Raw genomic sequence first — 22,839 nt, 5'->3', positions numbered from 1 at the left:
CACAGCCCATGACGCAAAAGATCATCAAAAACGCAAAAATTGTGACAGCCACCGAGGAGTTCACCGGCTGCATGGTGCTGGAGGGCGGCATCATCCGTAGCGTCGAGCGGGGCGGCACATCGGTCGCGGGTGCTGACGACTGGGCCGGTGACTGGTTGCTGCCGGGACTGGTTGAATTGCACACCGACAACCTTGAAAAACACCTGATGCCGCGCCCCGGCGTGCTCTGGAACGCGCATTCCGCCACCGTCACGCACGATGCCCAGTGCGCGGCGGCCGGCATCACCACGGTGCTCGACTCCATCGTGATCGGCAACCTGGATGGCGCGCGCAGCCAGACCCAGCACATGGCTATCCAGGCCCTGCATGAATGCCGGGACGAAGGGCTGCTGCGGGTCGAGCACCTGCTGCATCTGCGCTGCGAGGTGTCGGCGCCCGACATCGTGGAGGTGTTTGCCCGCTACGCCGACGATGCGCTGCTTGAACTGGTCAGCGTGATGGACCACACCCCCGGCCAGCGCCAGTGGCGCGACCTGGGCAAATACCGCCATTACACCGAGCGCAATGGCAGTTACAGCGACGCCGACTACGAGGCGCTGGTGGTGGCGCTCAAAGCGCACCAGGCGCGCTACGCCATTCCCAACCGTGCCGCCATCGTTGCTGCAAGCCATGCCCGCAACAAGCCACTCGCCAGCCATGACGACACTGACGTTGAGCACGTCGAGCAGGCCGGCCGGGAACGCATTGCCATCTCGGAATTTCCCACCACGGTGGCGGCCGCCCAGGCAGCTCGCCAACTGGGCATTGCCATCGTCATGGGGGGCCCCAACCTGGTCAAGGGCGGATCGCATTCGGGCAATGTGTCGGCAGCAGAATTGGCGCAGCTTGACCTGCTTGACATCTTTTCGTCCGACTACGTCCCCGCCAGCCTGCTGCAGGCGGCCTTTTTGCTGCGCGATACCGTGGGCTGGAGCCTGCCCAAAGCCATCAACACCATCACCCGCAACCCGGCCCGCGCCATTGGCCTGACGGATCGAGGTGAACTGGCGCCCGGCCTGCGGGCTGACCTGATCCGGGTTCGGATGAGCGGCGACATGCCCATCGTGCGGGGCGCGTGGCACCGGGGTGAACGGGCGTTTTGACGCCTGCGCCGCAGCCCCGGGCGGCGGCGTGAACGTAGCAATTTTTTAGATGAAAAGTGCTTTTGGCGCAATGGTGGTGAGAGATTTAAGCTATTGAATAAATAGCAAAATTTTGCAAAGGCTTAGCGCTTGACCGCCTCTCGCATGGTCACAAACTCTTCGGCCATCGTCGGGTGGATGCCGATGGTGCTGTCAAACACCGCTTTGGTCGCACCGGCTTTCATCGCCACGGCAAAGCCCTGCACGACTTCACCGGCGTCGGGGCCGACCATGTGCAGTCCGACCACGCGGTCTGTGGCGTCTTCGACGATCAGCTTGAGCAGCGAGCGCTCGGTACTGCCGCTCAGCGTGTGCTTGAGCGCCTTGAAGTCGCTGCAGAAGACGCTGATCTTGCCGAATTTTTCGCTCGCCTCAAGTTCTGTATAGCCCACTGTGCCGATGTTCGGGTGCGTGAACACCGCAGTCGGGATAAAGTCATAACTCATGCCGCGCGGTTTTTTGCCGGCTGCCGGACCGAACAATGCATCGACCACGACCATTGCCTCGGCCAGCGCCACCGGCGTGAGCTGCACCCGTGCCGTCACGTCGCCAACGGCGTAGATGGACGGCACCGAGGTCTGGTACTGGTCGTTCACCTCGATGGCGCCGGCCTTGCCCTGCTGCACCCCAGCGGCGTCCAGGCCCAGGCCCTCGACCAGCGGCACGCGGCCGGTGGCATACAGCACCGTATCAACAGTGATGTGGCTGCCATCGAGCAAGTGCACCTGCAGGCAATTGTCGATACGCTCGATAGACACCACGTCGGTGCTGAGGCGCAGGTTCACGCCGGTTTTGACCATTTCGCCGGCAATGAAGGTGCGCACTTGTTCGTCAAAGCCGCGCAGCACCTGGTGGCCCCGGTAGAGCTGCGTGACGTCGGAACCCATGCCATTGAAGATCGAGGCAAACTCGCAGGCGATGTAGCCGCCGCCGACCACCAGCAGGCGTTGCGGGAAGGGCGACAGGTCAAACATCTCGTTGGAGCTGATGACGTGTTCGCTCCCCGGAAATTCAGGAATGCTGGGCTTGCCGCCCGTGGCAATCAGAATATTTTTGGCGCTGTAACGCTTGCCGCCGACGTCCACCGTGTGCGTATCAATTAGCGTGGCCCAGCCGTTGAGGGTCTGCACGCCTGCGCTTTTGAGCAGCTGGACATAAATGCCATTAAGGCGCGAAATCTCGCGGGCACGGTTGGACTTGAGGGTGTCCCAGTTCAGCACGGGCGCTTCGCCGACCCAGCCGAAGCCATGCGATTCCTCGAAGCTTTCAGCGAAATGGGCCGCGTAACTGTAGAGTTTTTTCGGAATGCAGCCCAGGTTGACGCAGGTGCCCCCCATGTCGGCCACTTCGGCCAGGCCGACGCGGACGCCGCGCTGCGCCGCCATGCGTGCCGCACGAACGCCGCCGCTGCCGCCGCCGATCACAAAAAGGTCAAAGTCAAAAGTCTGCATAGATGTTTCCTGTTCACGCGAATGAAGCGTGACCTTATCACTGTGCACAGCTTATTTTGCGGTGGGGGCATGTAGCGCGCCCGCTGAAATACCGACCGATGGCGAAAGAAAGAAAGACGGGCATGCCTGGGGTGTTGGAAGACGGCAACAGTGCGTTGGGCCACGGCACCTCGTTAACCGATGGCCCATGGCCGATGGGACGCGTCAGCCCTGGGCGGGTTGCCGCGTGGCGTCGCGCACGGGCCGGGGCGCCGGCTCGATGCTTGTAATGGCGAGTTTGGCTCGCCATTAACGCCCATGGCCCCTTGGGATGAGTGGCTTTTAGTGTTGATTGGCTTCTTATCCACCACAATACAAATGCAAATCGATCTCATTAATATTTAATTAACGTTTAAGCCTGATGCCATCTTCTACATCTTTCGCCCGTCGCCATTCAGCACAGCGCTCCTTGCTCTTGCACGCAATTGCCATCGCCACCACCACTCTGGCCGGCACGCACGTTGCCCATGCGCAAGGCCGTGGCGCTGCACCGAACGCAGGCGCCACGCCCACGCTGGACGAGGTTCGGGTGACCGACTTTCGCGGCCAGCAGATGGACAGCCTGAAGTACACCCGTGACCTCAAGGACACGCCGCGCATCATCAGCGTGTTGCCCAGCGACCTGCTCGAAGAGCAGAACGTCACCTCCATCAAGGACGCGTTGCGCAACATCCCCGGTATCAGCCTGCAGGCCGGCGAAGGCAACCCACCCGGCGGCGATCAACTCAAGATCCGGGGCTTCAATGCGCGCGACGACCTCAATGTCAACGGTACGCGGGACCTGGGCAACTACTTTCGCGACCCGTTCTATATTGACCAGCTGGAGGTGGTGAAAGGGCCCAACTCTGCCTTCTCGGGCCGGGGCTCGGCTGGCGGCACCGTGAATTTCGTCACCAAGAAGCCCAGCCTGGAGGCGCTCAACCGCGCCGAAGTGAGTGTGGGCACCGACAATTACTTTCGCGCCACGGCCGACCTGAACCGACCGCTGAGCGACAACAGTGCAGTACGCATCAACCTGATGACCCACCGCTCCGACAAACCGGGCCGCGATGTGGCGGAGGAAAGCCGTTACGGCCTGTACGCCGCTTACACCTGGGGTTTTAACGGGCCAACCCAGATCACCGCCGACTTTCTGCACAGTCGGCAAGACGACCTCCCGGATGCAGGCTTGCCGCTGGACCGCACTAATGTTCTGGGCAAAGGGGGAGTGGTGCCGCAGGGGCTGAACTTCAACAACTTTTATGGCCACCTCGACGACTATAAGGACGTCATGGTTAACAATTTGGGGCTGACCGTGCGGCACCGCTTCAATTCTGGCCTGGTGCTGCGCAACCAGACGCGCCTGAGCCGTGTCGGCAACGATTCAATCACCTCGTCGCCGCGCATCGTCAATGCGACTACCGCACGCGGCGATACCAAGCCGCGCGACCAGACGGACGAGGGCCTCAACAACCAGACCGACCTGTTGTTCAGCTTCGCCACCGGGGGCGTGCAGCATGATGTGGTGACCGGCGTGGAACTGGCGCAGTACAGCTACTCCAACCGTCGCCGCCTTGATACAAAAGGCCCCAGCACCTCGCTCTACAACCCTGCCCAGCGCGTGATCGGTGCCTCTGCACCGGTGTACGACGGTTCGGTCTACCGCTTTGAGACGAAAGATGTCGGTCTGTACTTGCTTGACACGCTGACGCTCTCGCCGAAATGGGAATTGAGTTTGGGCGGCCGTTGGGACCGCGTCGATGCCAAAGCCATGCGGCGCGGCTTCACCGGTGCCAATGCCGTCGCCAACACCACGCACGACCGCCAGGACGAGGTGTTCAGCTACAGCGCGGGTCTGGTTTACAAGCTCAATCCGGCAACCTCTCTTTATGCCGCCTACGGCAGCGCTTTCAACATCTCCGGCTCCTTTGACCGCAACCAGGTTCAGCTCGCCGGTGGGGGCGCCACCGAGCCCATCGTGGGTGCCAGCTTTGACACCCCGCCCGAGAAGGTGCGATCTATCGAGCTCGGGGCCAAATGGGACATTGGCTCCAACCTGGACCTCAATGCGGCGCTGTTTCGCACTGAAACCTCCGCAGGCCGGTTTCCGGCGGCGGTCGCGGGTGACGTGACAATCCCCAACGTCAAATACCACATCAATGGCTTTGAGGTCCTGGCCGCCGGCAATGTAAGCAAACGCTGGAAGCTCTACAGCGGGTACACCTATCTCCAATCCCGGGTGACGTCATCGCCCACAAACGCCTTTGCGGTGGGCCAGCAACTTGGCGGAACGCCGAAGCACTCGTTCAACGTCTTCACCACGTACGACATTGGCGACCGTTGGACACTGGGCGGTGGCCTGCAGTACGTTGCAGACCAAACCAGCGGCGTGCAGCCATCAGCCACGGGCAATTTGAAGGCAAGCATTCCTGGCTATACCGTGGCCGACCTGTACGCCACATACAAATTCACGCCCCGCACGCAGCTCCGCTTGAACCTCTACAACGCGCTGGACAGGCGCTACATCCAGCAGCTGGCTGAAGGCGGCGGGCAGGGCATTCCGGGCAACGGACGCCAGCTGATTGCCACCTTGCGACACGATTTTTGAGCGTGTCCATGCTGCTCACGTTTGACAACCTGCTGACCCGCCAAGAGGTCGCCGCCGTGCACAGCCAGCTCGCCGGTGCGCCCTGGGCCAGCGGCCTGAGCGCCGGACCGCAAGCCCTGGCGGTCAAGCACAACTTGCAACTGCCCGAAGACTTTGGCGGTTTGATGGATTTGCGCCGAACGGTCATGCGCGCCCTCAATCGGTCAGAGATGCTGCTGTCGGCGGCGCTGCCGTACAAGGTGGTGCCGCCCAACTTCAACCGCTACACGACAGAGCACAGCCACTACGGCTGGCACACCGACAGCACGCTGCGCTACCTGCCCGACGGCAGCGTGCTGCGCACGGACATTTCGGCCACGTTGTTCCTCTGCGACCCTGCCAGCTACGAGGGCGGTGAGTTGTGTATCCAAAACGCCCAAGGCGATCAGTGCGTGAAGCTGGCTGCAGGCAGCCTGGTGATCTACCCATCGGGCGCAATCCACCAGGTCACACCCATCACACGCGGCGAGCGCGTGGCCTGCTACTTTTTCATGCAGAGCGTGGTCAAGGACACTGAATGCCGACGCCAGCTCCATGAGATGGACCTGGCCCTGATCGACCTGCGCCAGCGCTGTGGCGAGACCGACCCGGCACTGGTGCGCCTGACCGGGCTTTACAACAACCTGTTGCGGCGCTGGTCGGAGTGTTAAGCCGCTGACCGGCTGAGCCGGAACGGGATTGAAGCGACGATGCCGGAGCGCGGCGTCCACCTGGTGGGCCGCGTGCTGGTTCGCCCGTGTTTGTGGACGATTCCAGCCACTGGGCGCTTGCCTTTCGCAGCGGCAAGCGCCCCTTGCGATGTTTTTGGGCCGGGCCAACAGTGGCTGACGTTAAAAGCCCCTTGCCTGTTGGGTTTGCCAGGCGTAATTGTCAAACGCGTCCGACCAAATTTCCATACCGGTGCCGCACCGTTTCCATGCTGCCAATGCACACCGCCAGCCACACGCTGCCAGACGCAAAACCCGCCAGAACGTCGCTCGCATAGTGGACCTGAATAAAAACGCGGCTGCAGCCCACGGTGAAGGCAATGGCGCTGGCCACCACCACGATCAGCAGGCTGACCGCGCGGCTGGATTGCGCTCGGGGCCAGGTACGCAGCAACACATACGCCAGCATGCCGTACACCACCACCGCACCCGAGCTGTGGCCGCTGGGAAAGCTCCAGCCACTGGCCGTGTACAGCAGGTTGTCGTGAACGGGCCGGGTGCGCGCAAAAATGCTTTTGAGCGCGGTATTGAGCAATGCGTTGCCCGCGATCGCGACTATCCAGCCCAACGCCAGCCAGCGGCGCTGTCGACTAATGAGCAGGGCTGCGACGACAGCGGCCAGCAGGCTCAGCCAGGCGGTGTCGGCCAAGTGGGTGAAAGCGGCAAAAAACTGCAGCGCCGAAGCAGGCAAGCTGCGGCCCACAGCGACTGAAAGCAGGTTATCGAGTGCGCCCATGCGCTGCGCGTGGCCTGGTTCCAACAGCTGCTCGGCCAGCACGGCGAACAGCAACGCCCCGCCCACGACCACCCCAAAACCCAGGCCCAGCCGCATCAGCAGGTAGGCGCTGGGCGACAAGCGCATGTTGTCACGCGGCACCGCGTAGCGCTGGGCAAGGCCCCAAAGGGCTGCAACTGAAAGCATCAACGCCGGTAGCACCCCCAGGAACAGGGGCAGCGCATGGGCGCCTATGCTTTCGATGAGCGGGGTATAAGCGGCGGCGTTGAAGTTCATGATGGGGGGGGGCGTGAGGCGGTCGGGCCTTGGCAAGTCTAGCAAATCAGCCTGTCGGGCGGGCCGCCAGTGGGGTGTCAGGCCAAGTCACGATAATCGTCCCATGACATCTTCCCCTACTGACTTCGCGACCCTTTCCCTGCCGGCCCATGTGCTGGCCAACCTGACCCAGCTGGGCTACACCCAGATGACCCCGATCCAGGCCGCCGCCCTGCCAGTCGCCTTGCTGGGCAAGGACCTGATTGCCCAGGCAAAAACCGGCAGCGGCAAGACCGCCGCCTTCGGCATCGCGCTGCTGGCCAACCTGAACGCGCGCCGCTTTGCCATCCAGGCGATGGTGCTGTGCCCGACGCGCGAGCTGGCCGACCAGGTCACCACCGAAATCCGCCGCCTGGCGCGCGCCGAGGAAAACATCAAGGTCGTCACGCTGTGCGGCGGGGTTGCCCTGCGCAACCAGATCGCCAGCCTGGAGCATGGCGCGCACATCGTCGTCGGCACGCCGGGCCGCATCATGGACCACCTGGCGCGCGGCCATCTGAACCTTGAAGCCATGAACACGCTGGTGCTGGATGAAGCCGACCGCATGCTCGACATGGGTTTTTTCGACGACATCGCCACTGTCGCCAAACAGTGCCCGAAAGAGCGCCAGACGCTGCTGTTTTCGGCCACCTACCCGGAAGGCATCGCCAAGATCAGCCAGCAGTTCATGAAGAATCCGCAAACCATCACGGTGCAGGCGCAGCACGAAAAAAGCAAGATCCGCCAGCGCTGGTACCAGGTCGAAGACACCGACCACGACGAGGCGCGCCTGGACGCGGTGGCGCTGGTGCTAAACCACTATCGGCCCGTCAGCACGCTGGCGTTTTGCAACACCAAGTCGCAATGCCGGGCGCTGGTGCAACTGCTGAAGGACCGGGGCTTCATCGCGCTGGCGCTGTACGGTGAGCTGGAGCAACGCGAGCGTGACCAGGTGCTGGTGCAGTTTGCCAACCGCAGCTGCTCGGTGCTGGTGGCCACCGACGTGGCCGCGCGCGGGCTGGACATTTCGCAGCTGGAAATGGTCATCAACGTCGATGTGACGCCGGACAGCGAAATCCACATCCACCGCATCGGCCGCACCGGCCGCGCCGACGAGGAAGGCTGGGCCATCAGCCTGGCGACGATGGACGAAATGGGCTCTGTCGGCAAGATCGAGCTGCTGCAAAAAACCGAATCCGACTGGCACAAGATTGAAGAACTGACGCCGACCGCCAAAGAGCCGCTGCGCCCGCCAATGGCAACGCTGCAGATCGTCGGCGGCCGCAAGGAAAAAATCCGTGCCGGCGACGTGCTTGGCGCGCTGACCGGCGAGGCCGATGGCTTCACGGTGTTCACCCGCGAACAGATTGGCAAGATCAACGTCAACGAGTTCTCGACCTATGTGGCGGTGGACCGCCGCATTGCCGCCGACGCCCTGCACAAGCTGGCCATGGGCAAGGTCAAGGGGAAAAGCGTGCGCGTTCGGCTGATGGACGACGAGGCTTGAGCCAGGCGCTGAAGATTTTAATGATCAAATAAGCCATTTGCGCATGCTGTGCATGATTTTTTAGCTATTAATAAAGGAGCAATATGACGGCTGCTGAAAATCATGATTCCACCCTTTTTCCTGCGGCTGGCACAGGCGAGTCGTCCATTGGCGCGGCGCTGGTGATCGGCGCGGCTGGCGGCCTGGGCGCGGCGCTGGTGGCTAATCTTTCCGGCACGGCTGGCGGGCCGCAACCCTGTCCGGCGGTGCTGGCACTGAGCCGCAGCAGCCTTCCGGCCATCGACTATGGCGATGAAGCCAGTTTGAAAATGGCGGCGGACTGGGTGGCAGCGCAGTGTGCTTTGCAGCAAGTGGAGCTTCGCCTGCTGGTGGTCGCCAGCGGTTTTCTGCACGGCCCGCAGGGCCAGCCCGAACGCAGTTTCAGCCAGCTGGACGCCGGCTACCTGGCCCATGTGTTCCAGGTCAACACCATTGGCCCGGCGCTGGTGATGAAGCATTTTTTGCCATTGCTTCCCAAGCAGGGCCGATGCGTGGCGGCTTTTCTGTCGGCCAAGGTTGGCAGCATCAGCGACAACGCGCTGGGCGGCTGGTATGGCTACCGCGCATCGAAGGCGGCGCTGAACCAGCTGGTCAAGACCGCGTCGATTGAGATGACCCGCCGCAACCGCCAGTCGGTCTGCGTCGCGCTGCATCCGGGCACCGTCGATACCGCGCTGAGCCAACCGTTCGCCAAGACCGGCCTGAAGGTGCGGCCAGCGGAAGAAGCCGCCGGCGATCTGCTCAGCGTGCTGAACGGCGTGACGCCCGCCGAAACCGGCAACATGCTGGACTACCAGGGCCTGATGCTGCCGTTTTGACGGAAAATATAGGCTTTTAGTGCGTTTTCGCAAGGCGGATATGCAGAAGGTGCTATCAAAAGTCTAGCAAAATAAAAAAGTGCGCAGCAAGTTGACCTGCGCGCACTTTTTCGGAAATGGCAACCTCAAGCCTGTTTTTCCGCCAGTTGTGCAGCCGCCTTGCGGCGCTCGCGGAATGCCTGCAACTCGCCGACTACGCCCTTGCGGAAGGTCAACACGCACAGCACAAAGATCACGCCGATGATGACCGTGACCCATGAACCGACCTTGTCGGCCAGCAGGTTCTGCAACGAAATCACGATGCCCGCGCCCATCACCGGGCCAAAGAAGGTGCCCACGCCGCCGAGCAGCGACATCAGGATCACCTCGCCGGACATGGACCAGTGCACGTCGGACAGCGTGGCAAAGCCCATGACCAGCGTCTTGAGCGAGCCGGCCAGGCCGGCCAGTGCCGCAGACAAGGTAAAAGCCAGCAGCTTGTAGCGGTCCACCTGGTAGCCCAGTGAAATGGCGCGGGGCTCGTTTTCCCGGATCATCTTGAGCACCTGGCCGAACGGCGAGTTGACGATGCGCGTGATGAACAGGAAGCACAACACGAAAACAGCCACCACAAAGTAGTACATGGTGTTGTCTGGCCGCAGTGAAATCATGCCGAATAATTCGCCGCGCCGCACACCCTGCAGGCCATCTTCTCCGCCCGTGAACGGCGCCTGAAGGCAAACGAAATACACCATCTGGGCAATGGCCAGCGTGATCATGGCAAAGTAAATGCCCTGCCGGCGAATCGCCACCATGCCGACCACCAGCCCAATCAGCCCGGCGCCCACGGTGCCGGCCAGAATTGCTGTTTCAGGCGTCCAGTTCTGCGACTTGACGAACCAGCCCGTGATGTAGGCCGCCGAGCCGAAAAACGCCGCATGGCCGAACGACAGCAGGCCGGTAAAGCCCAGCAGCAGATTGAACGCGCAGGCAAACAGCGCAAAGCACAGCAGCTTCATGACAAACACCGGATACAGCCCGATAAACGGCGCGACCAGCAGAAACGCCAGGAGTGCAATATAGGTGATGCGGGTAATTTTTTTCGAAGTGTTCATTGCTTGTTTCCAAAATTCAGCGCATGCGGTGCGGCGGCTTGTATTCCCAAGTTCCGGCCGCAGGACCGGCTTTGCCGGACTGCAGGCGGGGGAGCCCCCTCGGGGGGTCGCGAACCACACGAAGTGGGGAGCGTGGGGGCCATGTTCACGCTTCTTTGCCAAACAAGCCGGCCGGGCGAACCATCAGTACCAGAACCATCACGACGAAGACCACAATGTTGGAGGCTTCGGGGTAGAAAACCCGTGTCATGCCTTCGATCAGGCCGAGTGCCAGGCCGGTGATGACCGAGCCCAAGATCGAGCCCATGCCGCCGATCACCACCACCGCAAACACCACGATGATGAGGTTCGAGCCCATCAGCGGGTTGACCTGGATGATCGGGGCGGCCAGCACACCGGCCAGTGCGGCCAGTGCTGCGCCTGCGCCATAGGTCAGCATGACCATCATCGGCACGTTGATGCCGAAGGTCTGCACCAGTGCAGAATTTTCAGTCCCGGCGCGCAGATAAGCACCCAGGCGCGTGCGCTCGATGATGAACCAGGTGCCCAGGCAGACCACCAGTGACACCAGCACCACCCAGGCCCGGTAGTTCGGCAGAAACATGAACCCCAAGTTGGTCGCGCCCGACAGCAACTCGGGAACCGGATACGACTGGCCCGATGCGCCATACAGTTCGCGAAAAACGCCTTCGACAACCAGCGCCAGGCCAAAGGTCAGCAACAAGCCATACAACGGGTCGAGCTTGTACAGGTGTTTCAGGAACAGCCGCTCGATCACCACGCCGAATGCACCCACCACCAGGGGTGCCAAAAACAAGGCAAACCAGTAGTTGATGCCGAATTTGTCGAGCATGATCCAGGCGGTAAACGCGCCCAGCATGTAAAGCGCGCCGTGCGCGAAATTGACCACGCCGAGCAGGCCGAAAATGACAGCCAGTCCCAGGCTGAGCATGGCATAAAACGCGCCGTTGACCAGGCCCAGCAGCAGCTGGCCCAGGAACGCTTGATGGGGAATGCCGAAAATTTCCATGGGTGACCGTCAGTTCATACCTTGCCAAATTTAAAAAAAGCGGCTGGTCGCTTCCTGCGACCAGCCGCCCCGTGCTTCAGCTTATTTTTTGATCAGTGCGCACTTGGACTCGGCCACCGTAGTGAAGGCTTGGTCGCCCGGAACCTTGGCCACCAGCTTGTAGTAGTCCCAGGGCACGCTCGATTCCTTCGAGGACTTGACCTGGTACAGGTACATGTCGTGGATCATCCGGCCGTCGGCGCGGATCTGGCCCTTGTTGTAGAAGTCGTCGATCTTCATGCCCTTGAGCGTCGCCATGACCTTGTCGGCATCGGTCGTCCCTGCGGCCTGGACGGCCTTGAGGTAAGTTGTCGTGACCGAATAGTCGGCTGCCTGCAGGCTGGAGGGCATGCGCTTGTACTTGTCAAAGAAACGCTTGGCAAAGGCACGCGATGCATCGTCCTGGTTCCAGTACCAGCTGTCGGCCAGCTGCAGTCCTTCGGTGTTGGCCAGGCCCAGGCTGTGGATGTCATTGATGAACGCAAGCAAGCCGACCACCTTCATGGACTTGGTGATGCCGAATTCCTTCGCGGCTTTCATGGCATTGGTGAAATCGCCGCCCGCATTGGCCAGCGCCAGAACCTGTGCCTTGGACGATTGGGCCTGCAGCAAGAAGGAGGAGAAGTCAGACGCATTGAGCGGGTGACGCACTGCGCCGGCGACGGTGCCTCCGTTGGCCTTGACCACGTTGGACGCGTCGCCTTCCAGCGAATAGCCAAAGGCATAGTCGGCTGTCAGGAAGAACCAGTTTTTGGCGCCGGACTTCACCAGGGCCGTGCCCGCCACCTTGGACAGAGCTACTGTATCGTAGGCGTAGTGCACCGTGTAGGGTGAGCAGGCTTCATTGGTCAAACGCGCCGAACCGGGGCCAATTGCCATGAAAGGACGTTTCTTTTCCTCGGCGATCTTGGCCATGGCAAGGGCCGTGCCGGAGTTGGTGCCGCCAATCAGCATCGACAGGCCGTCCTTGTCGATCCATTCGCGGGCCTTGGATGAGGCAACGTCGGCCTTGTTCTGGTGGTCGGCGGTCAGCACTTCAACCGGACGGTTCAGGACCTTGCCGCCGAAATCCTGCACTGCCCACTTGACCATCTCGGCACCGGCAGGGCCGTCAATGTCGGCATACAGGCCGGACATGTCGGTGATGAAACCGATCTTGACCGGACCGGTGTTCTGTGCCGAAGCAGCAGCGGCAAATCCGAGAGTCATTGAGAGGGCAAGTAGTTTGAGTTTCATTTTTTTGTCTCCTGGATACGTGGTTGATCGGGTTGAAAGGGTTGAAAACAGGCGGGCAGGCTTGTGGCCTACACGCCCAGGTATTCCTGGAGCATGCCCATGTTCTGGGCCAGTTCGGACTGGGCAAACTGTTTGACGATCTGGCCGTGCTCCATGACATAGAAACGGTCGGCAAGCGGCGCGGCAAAGCGGAAATTCTGCTCGACCAACACGATGGTGTAGCCCTTGGCCTTGAGCGCCAGGATCATTTCAGCGAGCTTTTGAACGATCACCGGTGCCAGGCCTTCAGAAATTTCATCGAGCAGCAGCAGCCGCGCGCCGGTGCGCAAGATGCGCGCCACCGCCAGCATTTGCTGCTCGCCGCCCGACAGACGGGTGCCGGGGCTGCTGGCGCGCTCCTTCAGGTTGGGGAACATGGCGTAGATATCGTCGATGCTCATGCCCCCCGGTGCAATCGTCGGCGGCAACATCAGGTTTTCCTCGGTCGAGAGGCTGGCAAAAATGCCGCGCTCCTCGGGGCAGTAGCCCACGCCGAGCCTGGCCACCTTGTGCGGTGCGAGTTTCAGGGCTTCCTCGCCGTTGATCTTGATCGAGCCCTTGCGCGCCCCGGTCAGGCCGACGATGGCGCGCAGCGTGGTCGTGCGGCCAGCGCCGTTGCGGCCGAGCAGGGTGACGACTTCGCCCTCGTTCACTGTCAGGTTGACGCCATGCAAAATGTGCGACTCGCCATACCAGGCGTTAAGGTCTTCGATGCGCAGGAATTCTTTGCCCATGGTCAGTGTGCTCCCTGCAGTTCGGTGTCTGCGCTGCCCATGTAGGCTTCGATGACCAGCGGGTTTTTGGCCACTTCGTCATACGGGCCGTCGGCAATGATGGCGCCGCGCTGCAGCACCGTGATGCGGTCGGCAATCGACGACACCACGTTCATGTTGTGCTCGACCATCAAGATGGTGCGGCCGGCCGAAACTTTCTTGATCAGTTGCGTGACCCGGTCCACGTCTTCGTGGCCCATGCCCTGCGTGGGTTCGTCCAGCAGCATCAGCTCGGGCTCCAGCGCCAGTGTGGTTGCCAGTTCCAGCGCACGCTTGCGGCCATACGGCAGGCTGACGGTAAGCTCGTTGGCAAAGTCGCTCAAATCGACTTCAGCCAGGAGTTCCAGGGCTCGATCGTGCAGGTGGAACAACGTGCTTTCGGCTTTCCAGAAATGAAACGAAGTGCCCTCGTTGCGTTGCAGCGCAGCGCGCACGTTTTCCAGTACCGTCATGTGCGGGAACACAGCGGAAATCTGGAATGAACGGACGATGCCGCGCCGTGCGGTTTGTGCCGGCTTTTCAAAAGTGATGTCCGTGCCGTTGAAGGTGATGCTGCCGCGCGTGGGCGTCAGGAACTTGGTCAGCAAGTTGAAGAAGGTCGTCTTGCCGGCGCCATTGGGGCCAATGAGCGCATGAATGTGCCCGCGTTGAACTTTCAGGTCCACGTTGTTGACGGCAATGAATCCCTTGAATTCCTTGGTCAGGCTGCGCGTTTCAAGAATGAAATCCACTGGCAAATTGGCTCTCCGGCAGGTTGAATTGACTTCACGTTACGTCTTGAAAAAAGTCAGTTTGGTTTCGTGAAACACAGGCCTTGATCTTAGCCAGACACCACTGGTGAAAATACCGGGTTAGACCCTTAAGTAGTTTTTCGTAATGAAAAGTTAACGCCTGATGCCTTTTCCGGATGCGTCCACTGGATTGAAAGCAAAGCCTTGAATTCAGCAGATTGTTCGCCACAAAGCTTCAATGGTCATGGCCAACAGTCTGTGCCAGGCGCCGGCTTTAATGGTGGCTGAACAGCCATGGCAACCAGCCAATTGGGTGACATTTTTGAGTGAAAAGTGCAATTTCCGCATGACTGATAAGCATGGACTGCTATTAAAAAAAATTTACGGTCTTTCCGGATGGCTCTGCTGCACTGTGCGACCATGGCGACCATGCAAAACTTCTGGCCTTCCAGCGGCTTCACCCCGCTTCAGCGCAACCCTCGTGGCTGGCTGCTGCCGACCGACGACTACCTGCGGCTTTTCCTGGGCCGTCCTGAATTGGCGCTGATGCCGGAATCCTGCCCGGCCGAACGCGCTTTGCATGCGGCCCTGCTGGCATTGCCGTCGGGGCTGGTCACGCCTGCCGATCTGGAAAAGGTAGAAGACTCCGATGTCCGCGCCAGTTACCAGTTCTTCCTGCGCTTTCGCGATGGCCTGCTGGCCGCCGGCACGCTGGAAGCTTATTACCTGAGCCTGTTCGCGCGCGACGGAACAGGGGTCATCACCATTCCACCGCTGTTCATCGATTTGCTGGCGCAGGCCATCACCCACAACCTGCTGCATGAATCAAACGATGCCTACGAAGTGCGCGCTGGTGAAATGCTGTTTCGCCCCCAGCGCATCAGCACGCAGGACGGCCAGGTACTAAGCGGTGACCGCGACGTGATTGACATGTTCAGCGAAACCGGGGGGCTGGGTGACTTCGGACGCTTTCTGGCGGAGGCCAAGGCGCCTCTGGCAACCATCAGCCTGAAGGTGCTAGGCGAGGACAATGCGCCGGATTACTGGACGCAGGCCGACCGCCATGCCTTTTTGCTCGACCTCACGCATGAAGTCACGACGGACCTGAGCCATGGCCTGGTGCTGAAAATGACCCGGGCGCGCTCTGGCCTTAAGGCATTGGCCAGTGTGCTGCAAAAATGGGTTCGCCATTTCCTGGGCGTCGGCGTCACCATCCGGCCGCTACAAAAGATCGATGACGATGCCTGGCGCTGGCATCTGGGGCTGGACACTGAAGCAACGGCGCTGCTCAACGACCTGTATGAAGGCCGGGACGTGGCAGCCCAAAGGCTGAATCGGCTGGTCAGCCTGTTTCGCCTTGATTTTGTAGACCCGCAGGAGATGCGCACCGACGTGGCGGGCAAGCCGGTCTATCTGGGGCTGATGATGAATGCAGAGGGCGTGCTTCGGGTCAAGCCGCAAAACCTGCTGGTGAACCTGCCATTGCGTTCCTGGCTGCAATGAAGGCATGTGCGCCAGTTGTAACGCGCCTTGTGCCCTCAGCTTGGGCCTTGCCGGCAAGCCTTCTGAGACCGGACCAGCCATCTCAATGCGATGCGGGACGGCTGTTGAGTTCTGTATGCGCCGGCTTGTCATCAGAAACCGACGCGTCACCGTCGGCCTGCTCCTGCAAATCCTTTACCGATGGCGACGTTTCCTTCATGCAACTGGCCACCCCGAAACACTGTTGATGAACGCTGGCAATATTAGAAAAAAAACGCGACAGGCAAAAATGCTGCCTATACAGCGCACGGCCGTTTCTTGCCAGGGTTTGCTTCAGACCCGGCGTTTTTAAAACCTTCTGCATGCCGGCGGCTATGCTTGCGGGACTGGCTACTGTCACGAATACAGCGTTGATGCCATCGGTCAGCAAGGATGGAATCTCGCCTACCGCCGTCGTGACGACAGCCACGCCATGGGCAATAGCTTCCAGGATGGCCAGTGGCAGCACTTCGTCGTGCGAAGGCAATACCAGCAAGTCGGAATTCGCTAAAAGACGGCTGACCTTGCGCTGGTCGCACCAACCTTCAAACCGCACCAGATCACTGACGCCCAGCGCGCGCGCCTTGGCAAGGTAAGCGGCCACATTGCCGCCCCCCGCAATTGTGACGATCAAGCCGGATGTGTCGAGCGCCGGATGCGCCAGCGCCTGCAGCAGGTCCAGCAATCCTTTGCGATCCGACAGGTTGGCCAGGAAGAGAACGCGATGCAGCGGGCTGCCAGGCACCGCTTGCGGCACGCTGTCGGGCTCCGGCACGCCATTGATGATGGTCTGCACCCTGTCAGCCGGCACATGCAGAACATCGATGACAAAGGCCTTGGCGCCAGGACCGATCACGAGCACACCTTGCGGCAAGGAAAAAACCCAGCGTGTCAGCCAGCGAAGCACCGCTGGCAACCTGTCATAAAACCCATTCATCTGCGCATGCAGGTGCAGCACTGTTGGCACGCCCATCACTGCGCATGCCACGATCAAGGTGCCTTTGCGGAACAGGCTCATGCGGGTGGCCACGTTGACATGCACGCCTGCCAGGCGGCCCTGCAGCCGGCCTGCTGCAATCCTCATAATGGCTATCAGCAGGACCCAAAGAGAATATTGAGGGCCACTCGAACCGCGTGTGTCCAGTGCGCGCAGACGCGCCGATCCATTGGGCAAGTGCTCGGCCTGGCACTGGATCAGGTAGTCGGCCACCTTGTACATGCCGCCTCCACCGGGCGACCAGGGGCAGGCGATATAAATATAGCTTGCGTCGACTTGAGGTGTTAGTGTTGCCCTTGATTGCTGGCGTTTCGAATGGTGAGAATCCTTCATTTATTTTGGACAAGAGTGATGCAAATTGGCAGACAGTGTTGCGCAATAATGCACTAGCAACATATACGTATTTGCTAATTTTTATTCTGTTACAGGTAAAACATTTTGGAAGCCGCAAGGAGGTCAATTTGAATACTTCAAGGCGAACATGCTGAAGCAACTAATGAAACAAGGGTTGAAAGCAGTGGATGACATTGCAATAGCAGTCGACCGTGGCGCCGTTGCCCCGAATGCCCTGGTCAACGTTCTGTTTCACTCGCTGTACGAGAGCCGGGCACAGCTTGCCAGCCGCGACCTGGCACCGAACCAGCACGTGACTGTGGCGGACTTTCGTGGGTTTGTCGAAGAGATGCTTGAAAATGATTACACCGTCGTGTCGCCTGCCCAGATCGATGCCGGGCTTTTGCCGGGCCGGCGCTACCTCACGATCACGTTTGACGACGGTTACTTCAATAATATGCTGGCGCTCGATGTGCTGAACCAGTTCCGTGTTCCCGCGACTTTTTTTGTGTCCACTGACCATGTGCAACAGAACAAGGCCTTCTGGTGGGATGCCTTCAGCCGCGAGTTGACGCGCAGCGGCCTCAGTCCGGACCGGCAGAAGTCCGAGATAGAGCAACTCAAGATGCTGACCCCTGAAAAGATTGATGCCTGTCTTGTCGAGCGTTTCGGCCCGGCGGTGCTCAAGCCCAAAGGCGACATTGATCGCCCGTTCACGCCGCGTGAGCTGGGGCAGTTCGCGCTCAATCCCTGGGTCCATGTGGGTAACCACACGCGCGACCATGCCATCCTTACGAACTGTACGCCTGCCGAAATGGTTGACCAGATCACGGCGTGCCAGAACGCACTGGCCGACCTGGTGGGCTATCGACCTGTTGCCATTGCATATCCCAACGGCAACAACTCTTCTGTTGCCGTCGATGTGGCCGTGGCGGCAGGGCTGCGCGTGGGGTTCACAGTGGCGCCGCGCCCCCCCCGAGTGCCGCTGGACAGCGATTCCCGCATGCTGCTCGGGCGATTCTTTTTCCAGGGCGGGCAGGACATCCGTCGGCAATGTCGCCTGTTTGGCGCCCGATTTGTTCCCAGTCATATGCTTAAGACGATGATGCAGTCGGCATGAAGCGCGAGAGACTGCGCCTGGCGCCGCCGTTGCTGCTGGCATCAAGGTGGTCTTTGGCGAATTGACCAGGTAAATACAGGTGCCAGCGCACAGTGGCTTAAAATCAGCCGTTCAGCCCATTTTTAACCCGGAGTCTTCCATGTCCAAGAAAATCAGAGTCGAGGCCGACATCTGCGCAGCCAAGCCTGTGCCGCCAAAAGGCTACACCATCACCACTGGCAACGGCCAGAAATGCAGCCTTGAGCGCGGTGCCCACACCCGCAGCAAAAAGAACCCAGGCAAGCGTCCCCACCAGGGTTAAGCCAAGGGACTGGCCCGGGCATCTTATTGCTCGGCCAAAAAGAAACCCGGACTACCGAGGCGCGATCCGCTGCGGTTGTCCGGGTTTTTTTTTCAGCGCCGGATTCGAGGCCGGCGCTGGGGAAGATCACATATTGCGACGGTACTGGCCGCCGACTTCGAACAGCGAATTGGTGATCTGCCCGAGCGAGCAGACGCGCACCGCGTCCATCAGCACGTCAAACACGTTACTGTTCTCGATCACCGCCTGCTGCAGGCGCTTGAGCTGTGCCGGTGCTTCATGGGCGTGGCGGGTGTGGAAGTCTTCCAGGCGCTTGAGCTGGCTTTGTTTTTCCTCGTCGGTCGAGCGGGCAAGTTCGAGCTTGTCATGCACCGCGTCGCCATGCGGGTTGCGAAAGGTGTTGACGCCAATGATCGGCAGCTCGCCGGTGTGCTTGAGCATCTCGTAGTGCATGGACTCGTCCTGGATGCGGCCACGCTGGTAGCCTGTTTCCATGGCGCCCAGCACGCCGCCCCGGTCGGCGATGTTCTGGAACTCGGTCAGCACAGCTTCTTCCACCAGTTCGGTGAGTTCTTCGATGATGAAGGCACCCTGGCTCGGGTTTTCGTTCTTCGCCAGGCCCCATTCGCGGTTGATGATGAGCTGGATCGCCATCGCGCGGCGCACAGAGTCTTCGGTCGGCGTGGTGATGGCTTCGTCAAACGCGTTGGTGTGCAGCGAATTGCAGTTGTCGTAAATCGCAATCAGCGCCTGCAGCGTGGTGCGAATGTCGTTGAACTGGATTTCCTGCGCGTGCAGGCTGCGACCCGATGTCTGGATGTGGTATTTCAGTTTCTGGCTGCGTTCGTTCGCGCCGTATTTTTCCTTCATCGCCACGGCCCAGATGCGGCGCGCCACGCGTCCCATCACCGTGTATTCGGGGTCCATGCCGTTGCTGAAGAAGAATGACAGGTTGGGCGCGAAGTCGTCGATGTGCATGCCGCGCGCCAGGTAGGCTTCGACAAACGTGAAGCCGTTGCTCAGCGTAAAGGCCAGCTGGCTGATCGGGTTGGCACCGGCTTCCGCGATGTGGTAGCCGCTGATCGACACGCTGTAGAAGTTGCGCACGTTGTGGTGCACAAAGTATTCGGCGATGTCGCCCATCACCTTCAAACTGAACTCGGTGCTGAAAATGCAGGTATTCTGGCCCTGGTCTTCCTTCAGGATATCGGCCTGCACCGTGCCGCGCACGTTGGCTTGCACCCATTCGCGGATCTTGGCGATTTCGGTGTCGGTCGGGTCGCGGCCGTTGTCGGTCTTGAACTTGTCGATGTTCTGGTCAATGGCAGTGTTCATGAACATCGCCAGAATGCTGGGCGCCGGGCCGTTGATGGTCATCGACACGCTGGTGGTCGGGCTGCACAGGTCAAACCCGCCGTACAGCACCTTCATGTCGTCCAGCGTAGCGATGGACACCCCCGAGTTGCCGACCTTGCCGTAGATGTCGGGACGCGGGTCCGGGTCGTTGCCGTAGAGGGTGACCGAGTCAAACGCGGTGGACAGTCGTTTGGCGGCCATGCCGTCGCTCAGCAGCTTGAAGCGCGTGTTGGTCCGGAACGGGTCGCCTTCGCCCGCGAACATACGGGTCGGGTCTTCGCCCTCGCGCTTGAAGGCAAAAGTGCCGGCGGTGTAAGGGTAGCTGCCGGGCACGTTGTCCAGAATCAGCCATTTCAGAATCTCGCCATGGTCTTCGTAGGTCGGCAAGCAGACCTTGCGGATGGTGGTGCCGCTCAGTGACTTGCTGGTCAATTGCGTGCGGATTTCCTTGTCGCGAATTTTGACGACATATTCGTCGCCTGCATAGGCTTTCTGCATTTCAGGCCATTGGGCCAGCAGCTTTTTGGCGCTGGGCTCTTGAATCTGCTCGCGCTCCACGGCGAGGCTGATCACCGCTTCCACGGCATTCGTCTTGTCTGATTTGCTGGCGCTGAGCATGCCGGAGGTGGCACGCAGCTGCTGGATTTGCCGGGCCAGCGCGGCCTGCTCCTTGCCACGCTTTTTGTAGCCACGCACTGTGTCGGTGATCTCGGCCAGGTAGCGGGTGCGGGCGGCAGGAACCACTGGCGTCTGGTTGGTGCTGTGGCGCACATTGACCAGCGGCAACGCGCCATCGGTCAGGTTCAGACCCAGTGCGCTGAGCCGGATTTTGAGCGCCTGGTAGAGCGCTGTCACACCATCGTCGTTGAAGCGTGCGGCCATGGTGCCGAACACCGGCATCTGGTCGGCCGGCGTGGTCCAGGCTTCCTTGTTGCGTTGCACCTGCTTGGCCACGTCGCGCAGGGCGTCGAGCGCGCCCTTGCGGTCGAATTTGTTGATGGCCACGAACTCGGCAAAGTCGAGCATGTCGATTTTTTCCAGCTGGCTGGCCGCGCCGAACTCGGGCGTCATCACATACATCGGCACATCGACATGCGGCACGATGGCCGCGTCGCCCTGGCCGATGCCGGAGGTTTCCACAATGATCAGGTCAAAGCCGGCGGCCTTGCAGGCGGCAATCACGTCAGGCAACGCCTTGCTGATTTCAGAGCCGAAGTCGCGCGTGGCGAGCGAGCGCATGAACACGCGTTGACCCTGGCTCCAGGGGTTGATGGCGTTCATGCGGATGCGGTCGCCGAGCAACGCACCACCGCTTTTGCGCCGCGACGGGTCGATGCTGATCAGCGCCACGCGCAACTCGTCGCCCTGGTCGAGTCGCAGGCGGCGAATCAGCTCGTCGGTCAGACTGGATTTGCCTGCGCCGCCGGTGCCGGTAATGCCCAGAACCGGTATTTTTTTAGTAGCGGCTTGCGCCCGTACAGCTTGCACAAGCGTCTCATCTGCCTTGTTTTCTTCAAGTGCGGTGATGAGCTGGGCCAGCGCGCGCCAAGCCATCTCGTTGTGGCCTTCTATGGCTTCAACGTGGCTGGGCGCGTAGCCGCTGATGTCCTTGTCGCAACGCATCACCATTTCGCCAATCATGCCGGCCAAACCCATGCGCTGGCCGTCCTCGGGGCTGAAGATGCGCGCCACGCCATAAGCCTGGAGTTCGCGGATTTCCGGCCCGACGATGACGCCGCCGCCGCCGCCAAACACCTGGATGTGCTCGCCGCCCCGGCTTTTCAGCAAGTCCACCATGTACTTGAAATACTCGACATGTCCGCCTTGATAGGAACTGATGGCGATGCCCTGCGCGTCTTCCTGCAGTGCCGCCGTCACAACTTCGTCAACGCTGCGGTTGTGGCCCAGGTGAACCACCTCGGCGCCCATGCCCTGCAGAATGCGCCGCATGATGTTGATCGCCGCGTCATGGCCGTCGAACAGGCTGGCAGCGGTGATAAAGCGCACTTTGTTGGTGGGGCGGTAGCTGGCAAGGGCCTTGTAGTCGGCGGACAGGTCGGTCATGGAAATTGTTTCCTGTAGGGTTGCGCGCACTGGGATATGCTGGAACGCTATGTTATTACGTTTACGTAAACGTCAATCAAAAAAACATGCAAATCCTTTTAGGCTCTTGGTGCGCATCTTCAAGCTTGCTCCTGCAGGGTCTGGTCTGCCTGAAGCTTTTTCAGCGGCAGCATGTGGTCTATTGCATATTTCACCAGTTCGGCCTGGCCGGTGATGCGCAGCTTGCGGCGCAAGTTGAGCCGATGGGTTTCCACCGTGCGCACCGACATGCCGAGCTCCCGGGCAATTTGCTTGTTGGAGTAGCCGCAGGCCAGCCATGCCAGCGTAGCCGACTCCTTGGGCGTCAGGGGGCTGCCGGCGCCGCTGGGGACTGGAAAGCCTTCCAGGTAATGCTGAAGTTCAGGGCTGAAAAAGGTTTCACCCGCATGCACCGCGCGAATCGCATTGACCAGTTCCAGGGCAGGGGCGTCCTTGAGCACGTAGCCTTTTGCACCGGACTCCACGGCGCGTTTGACGTACTCGACGCTGTTGTGCATCGACAGCACCAGCACATCGATGCCAGGAAAATGCAGTTGAAACAGCGCCGCCAGCTCAATGCCACTGGCGCCGCGCATGCTGATGTCGGTGAGTACGATGTGCGGCGCATCGTCCTCGCCCAGCTCGGCAGCCAGCTCCATGGCCTCATCAACGCTGCCGGCTTCACCGACCACCCGGATATCGTCCGTGGCCTCCAGCCGCATGCGCACACCGTCGCGCACAAAAGGGTGGTCATCGACCAGAATGAGGCGGATTTTGTTCGTCATAGTA

Annotated in this window: 18 protein-coding genes; 8 read left to right on the top strand and 10 right to left on the bottom strand. The window is 60.6% G+C overall.

The features are described from left to right. Positions 1–8 precede the first annotated feature (8 nt). Entirely contained in the window at positions 9–1,142 is a 1,134-nt protein-coding gene (locus tag H4V98_RS18935) for an alpha-D-ribose 1-methylphosphonate 5-triphosphate diphosphatase (RefSeq protein WP_196861931.1), read from the top strand. Between the two features lie 122 nt (positions 1,143–1,264). Here the strand turns inward: H4V98_RS18935 and gorA are convergent, their stop codons facing one another. Further along, positions 1,265–2,632: a glutathione-disulfide reductase gene (gene gorA / locus H4V98_RS18930; RefSeq protein ID WP_196861932.1), complete on the bottom strand. Its 1,368-nt coding sequence runs from the start codon at positions 2,630–2,632 to the stop codon at positions 1,265–1,267. A 448-nt stretch (positions 2,633–3,080) separates the two neighbouring features. Between gorA and H4V98_RS18925 the strand changes: the two genes are divergently transcribed. Both H4V98_RS18925 and H4V98_RS18920 read left to right on the top strand, forming a co-directional pair. After that, complete coding sequence (locus tag H4V98_RS18925) at positions 3,081–5,258, top strand: TonB-dependent siderophore receptor (protein ID WP_231376511.1); 2,178 nt, start codon at positions 3,081–3,083, stop codon at positions 5,256–5,258. Between the two features lie 8 nt (positions 5,259–5,266). Further along, entirely contained in the window at positions 5,267–5,947 is a 681-nt protein-coding gene (locus tag H4V98_RS18920) for a Fe2+-dependent dioxygenase (RefSeq protein WP_196861934.1), read from the top strand. A 220-nt stretch (positions 5,948–6,167) separates the two neighbouring features. Here H4V98_RS18920 and H4V98_RS18915 read toward each other — a convergent pair whose 3' ends face one another. Further along, the gene (locus H4V98_RS18915) at positions 6,168–7,016 is read right to left on the bottom strand and encodes a phosphatase PAP2 family protein (protein WP_196861935.1); all 849 of its coding nucleotides are present in this window, start codon (positions 7,014–7,016) and stop codon (positions 6,168–6,170) included. Between the two features lie 103 nt (positions 7,017–7,119). On the opposite strand from H4V98_RS18915, the gene dbpA reads away from it, so the two are divergent. Continuing rightward, positions 7,120–8,541, top strand: coding sequence for an ATP-dependent RNA helicase DbpA (dbpA, locus tag H4V98_RS18910; RefSeq protein WP_196861936.1), 1,422 nt, complete (start codon positions 7,120–7,122; stop codon positions 8,539–8,541). Positions 8,542–8,624: 83 nt separating this feature from the next. Beyond that, positions 8,625–9,398: an SDR family NAD(P)-dependent oxidoreductase gene (locus H4V98_RS18905; protein ID WP_196861937.1), complete on the top strand. Its 774-nt coding sequence runs from the start codon at positions 8,625–8,627 to the stop codon at positions 9,396–9,398. 125 nt (positions 9,399–9,523) lie between these two features. On the opposite strand, the gene H4V98_RS18900 is transcribed toward H4V98_RS18905, so the two are convergent. The 5 genes from H4V98_RS18900 to H4V98_RS18880 all read right to left on the bottom strand — a co-directional run bounded on the left by H4V98_RS18900 (position 9,524) and on the right by H4V98_RS18880 (position 14,346). Continuing rightward, entirely contained in the window at positions 9,524–10,492 is a 969-nt protein-coding gene (locus tag H4V98_RS18900; protein ID WP_196861938.1) for a branched-chain amino acid ABC transporter permease, read from the bottom strand. 145 nt (positions 10,493–10,637) lie between these two features. Continuing rightward, positions 10,638–11,522 carry a branched-chain amino acid ABC transporter permease gene (locus tag H4V98_RS18895; protein ID WP_196861939.1) on the bottom strand — a complete coding sequence of 295 codons (885 nt, stop codon included), beginning with the start codon at positions 11,520–11,522 and terminating at the stop codon, positions 10,638–10,640. 81 nt (positions 11,523–11,603) lie between these two features. Next, the gene (locus H4V98_RS18890) at positions 11,604–12,797 is read right to left on the bottom strand and encodes an ABC transporter substrate-binding protein (protein ID WP_196861940.1); all 1,194 of its coding nucleotides are present in this window, start codon (positions 12,795–12,797) and stop codon (positions 11,604–11,606) included. 68 nt (positions 12,798–12,865) lie between these two features. After that, positions 12,866–13,570 carry an ABC transporter ATP-binding protein gene (locus tag H4V98_RS18885; RefSeq protein WP_196861941.1) on the bottom strand — a complete coding sequence of 235 codons (705 nt, stop codon included), beginning with the start codon at positions 13,568–13,570 and terminating at the stop codon, positions 12,866–12,868. 2 nt (positions 13,571–13,572) lie between these two features. Continuing rightward, positions 13,573–14,346 (bottom strand): ABC transporter ATP-binding protein, encoded by a 774-nt coding sequence (locus H4V98_RS18880; protein ID WP_196861942.1) that lies wholly within the window; start codon positions 14,344–14,346, stop codon positions 13,573–13,575. Positions 14,347–14,760: 414 nt separating this feature from the next. On the opposite strand from H4V98_RS18880, the gene H4V98_RS18875 reads away from it, so the two are divergent. Further along, on the top strand, positions 14,761–15,843 hold the full coding sequence (locus H4V98_RS18875; RefSeq protein ID WP_348535228.1) for a DUF6352 family protein: 1,083 nt from the start codon (positions 14,761–14,763) through the stop codon (positions 15,841–15,843). Between the two features lie 82 nt (positions 15,844–15,925). Here H4V98_RS18875 and H4V98_RS18870 read toward each other — a convergent pair whose 3' ends face one another. After that, the gene (locus H4V98_RS18870; RefSeq protein ID WP_196861944.1) at positions 15,926–17,191 is read right to left on the bottom strand and encodes a glycosyltransferase family 4 protein; all 1,266 of its coding nucleotides are present in this window, start codon (positions 17,189–17,191) and stop codon (positions 15,926–15,928) included. Positions 17,192–17,375: 184 nt separating this feature from the next. Here H4V98_RS18870 and H4V98_RS18865 point away from each other — a divergent pair, with 184 nt between their 5' ends. Beyond that, entirely contained in the window at positions 17,376–18,311 is a 936-nt protein-coding gene (locus tag H4V98_RS18865; protein ID WP_280757832.1) for a polysaccharide deacetylase family protein, read from the top strand. A gap of 139 nt (positions 18,312–18,450) precedes the next feature. Then, positions 18,451–18,612 carry a hypothetical protein gene (locus H4V98_RS18860; RefSeq protein WP_196861946.1) on the top strand — a complete coding sequence of 54 codons (162 nt, stop codon included), beginning with the start codon at positions 18,451–18,453 and terminating at the stop codon, positions 18,610–18,612. A gap of 126 nt (positions 18,613–18,738) precedes the next feature. Here H4V98_RS18860 and icmF read toward each other — a convergent pair whose 3' ends face one another. Continuing rightward, positions 18,739–22,032 carry a fused isobutyryl-CoA mutase/GTPase IcmF gene (icmF, locus tag H4V98_RS18855; RefSeq protein ID WP_196861947.1) on the bottom strand — a complete coding sequence of 1,098 codons (3,294 nt, stop codon included), beginning with the start codon at positions 22,030–22,032 and terminating at the stop codon, positions 18,739–18,741. A gap of 119 nt (positions 22,033–22,151) precedes the next feature. Then, positions 22,152–22,835, bottom strand: a complete 684-nt coding sequence (locus tag H4V98_RS18850) for a response regulator transcription factor (protein ID WP_196861948.1) — start codon at positions 22,833–22,835, stop codon at positions 22,152–22,154. Positions 22,836–22,839: the final 4 nt, after the last annotated feature.

The sequence above is a fragment of the Polaromonas sp. CG_23.6 genome (assembly GCF_029892315.1).
Classification (GTDB): Bacteria; Pseudomonadota; Gammaproteobacteria; order Burkholderiales; family Burkholderiaceae_C; genus Polaromonas.
This window is presented reverse-complemented; position numbering and strand designations above follow the sequence as displayed.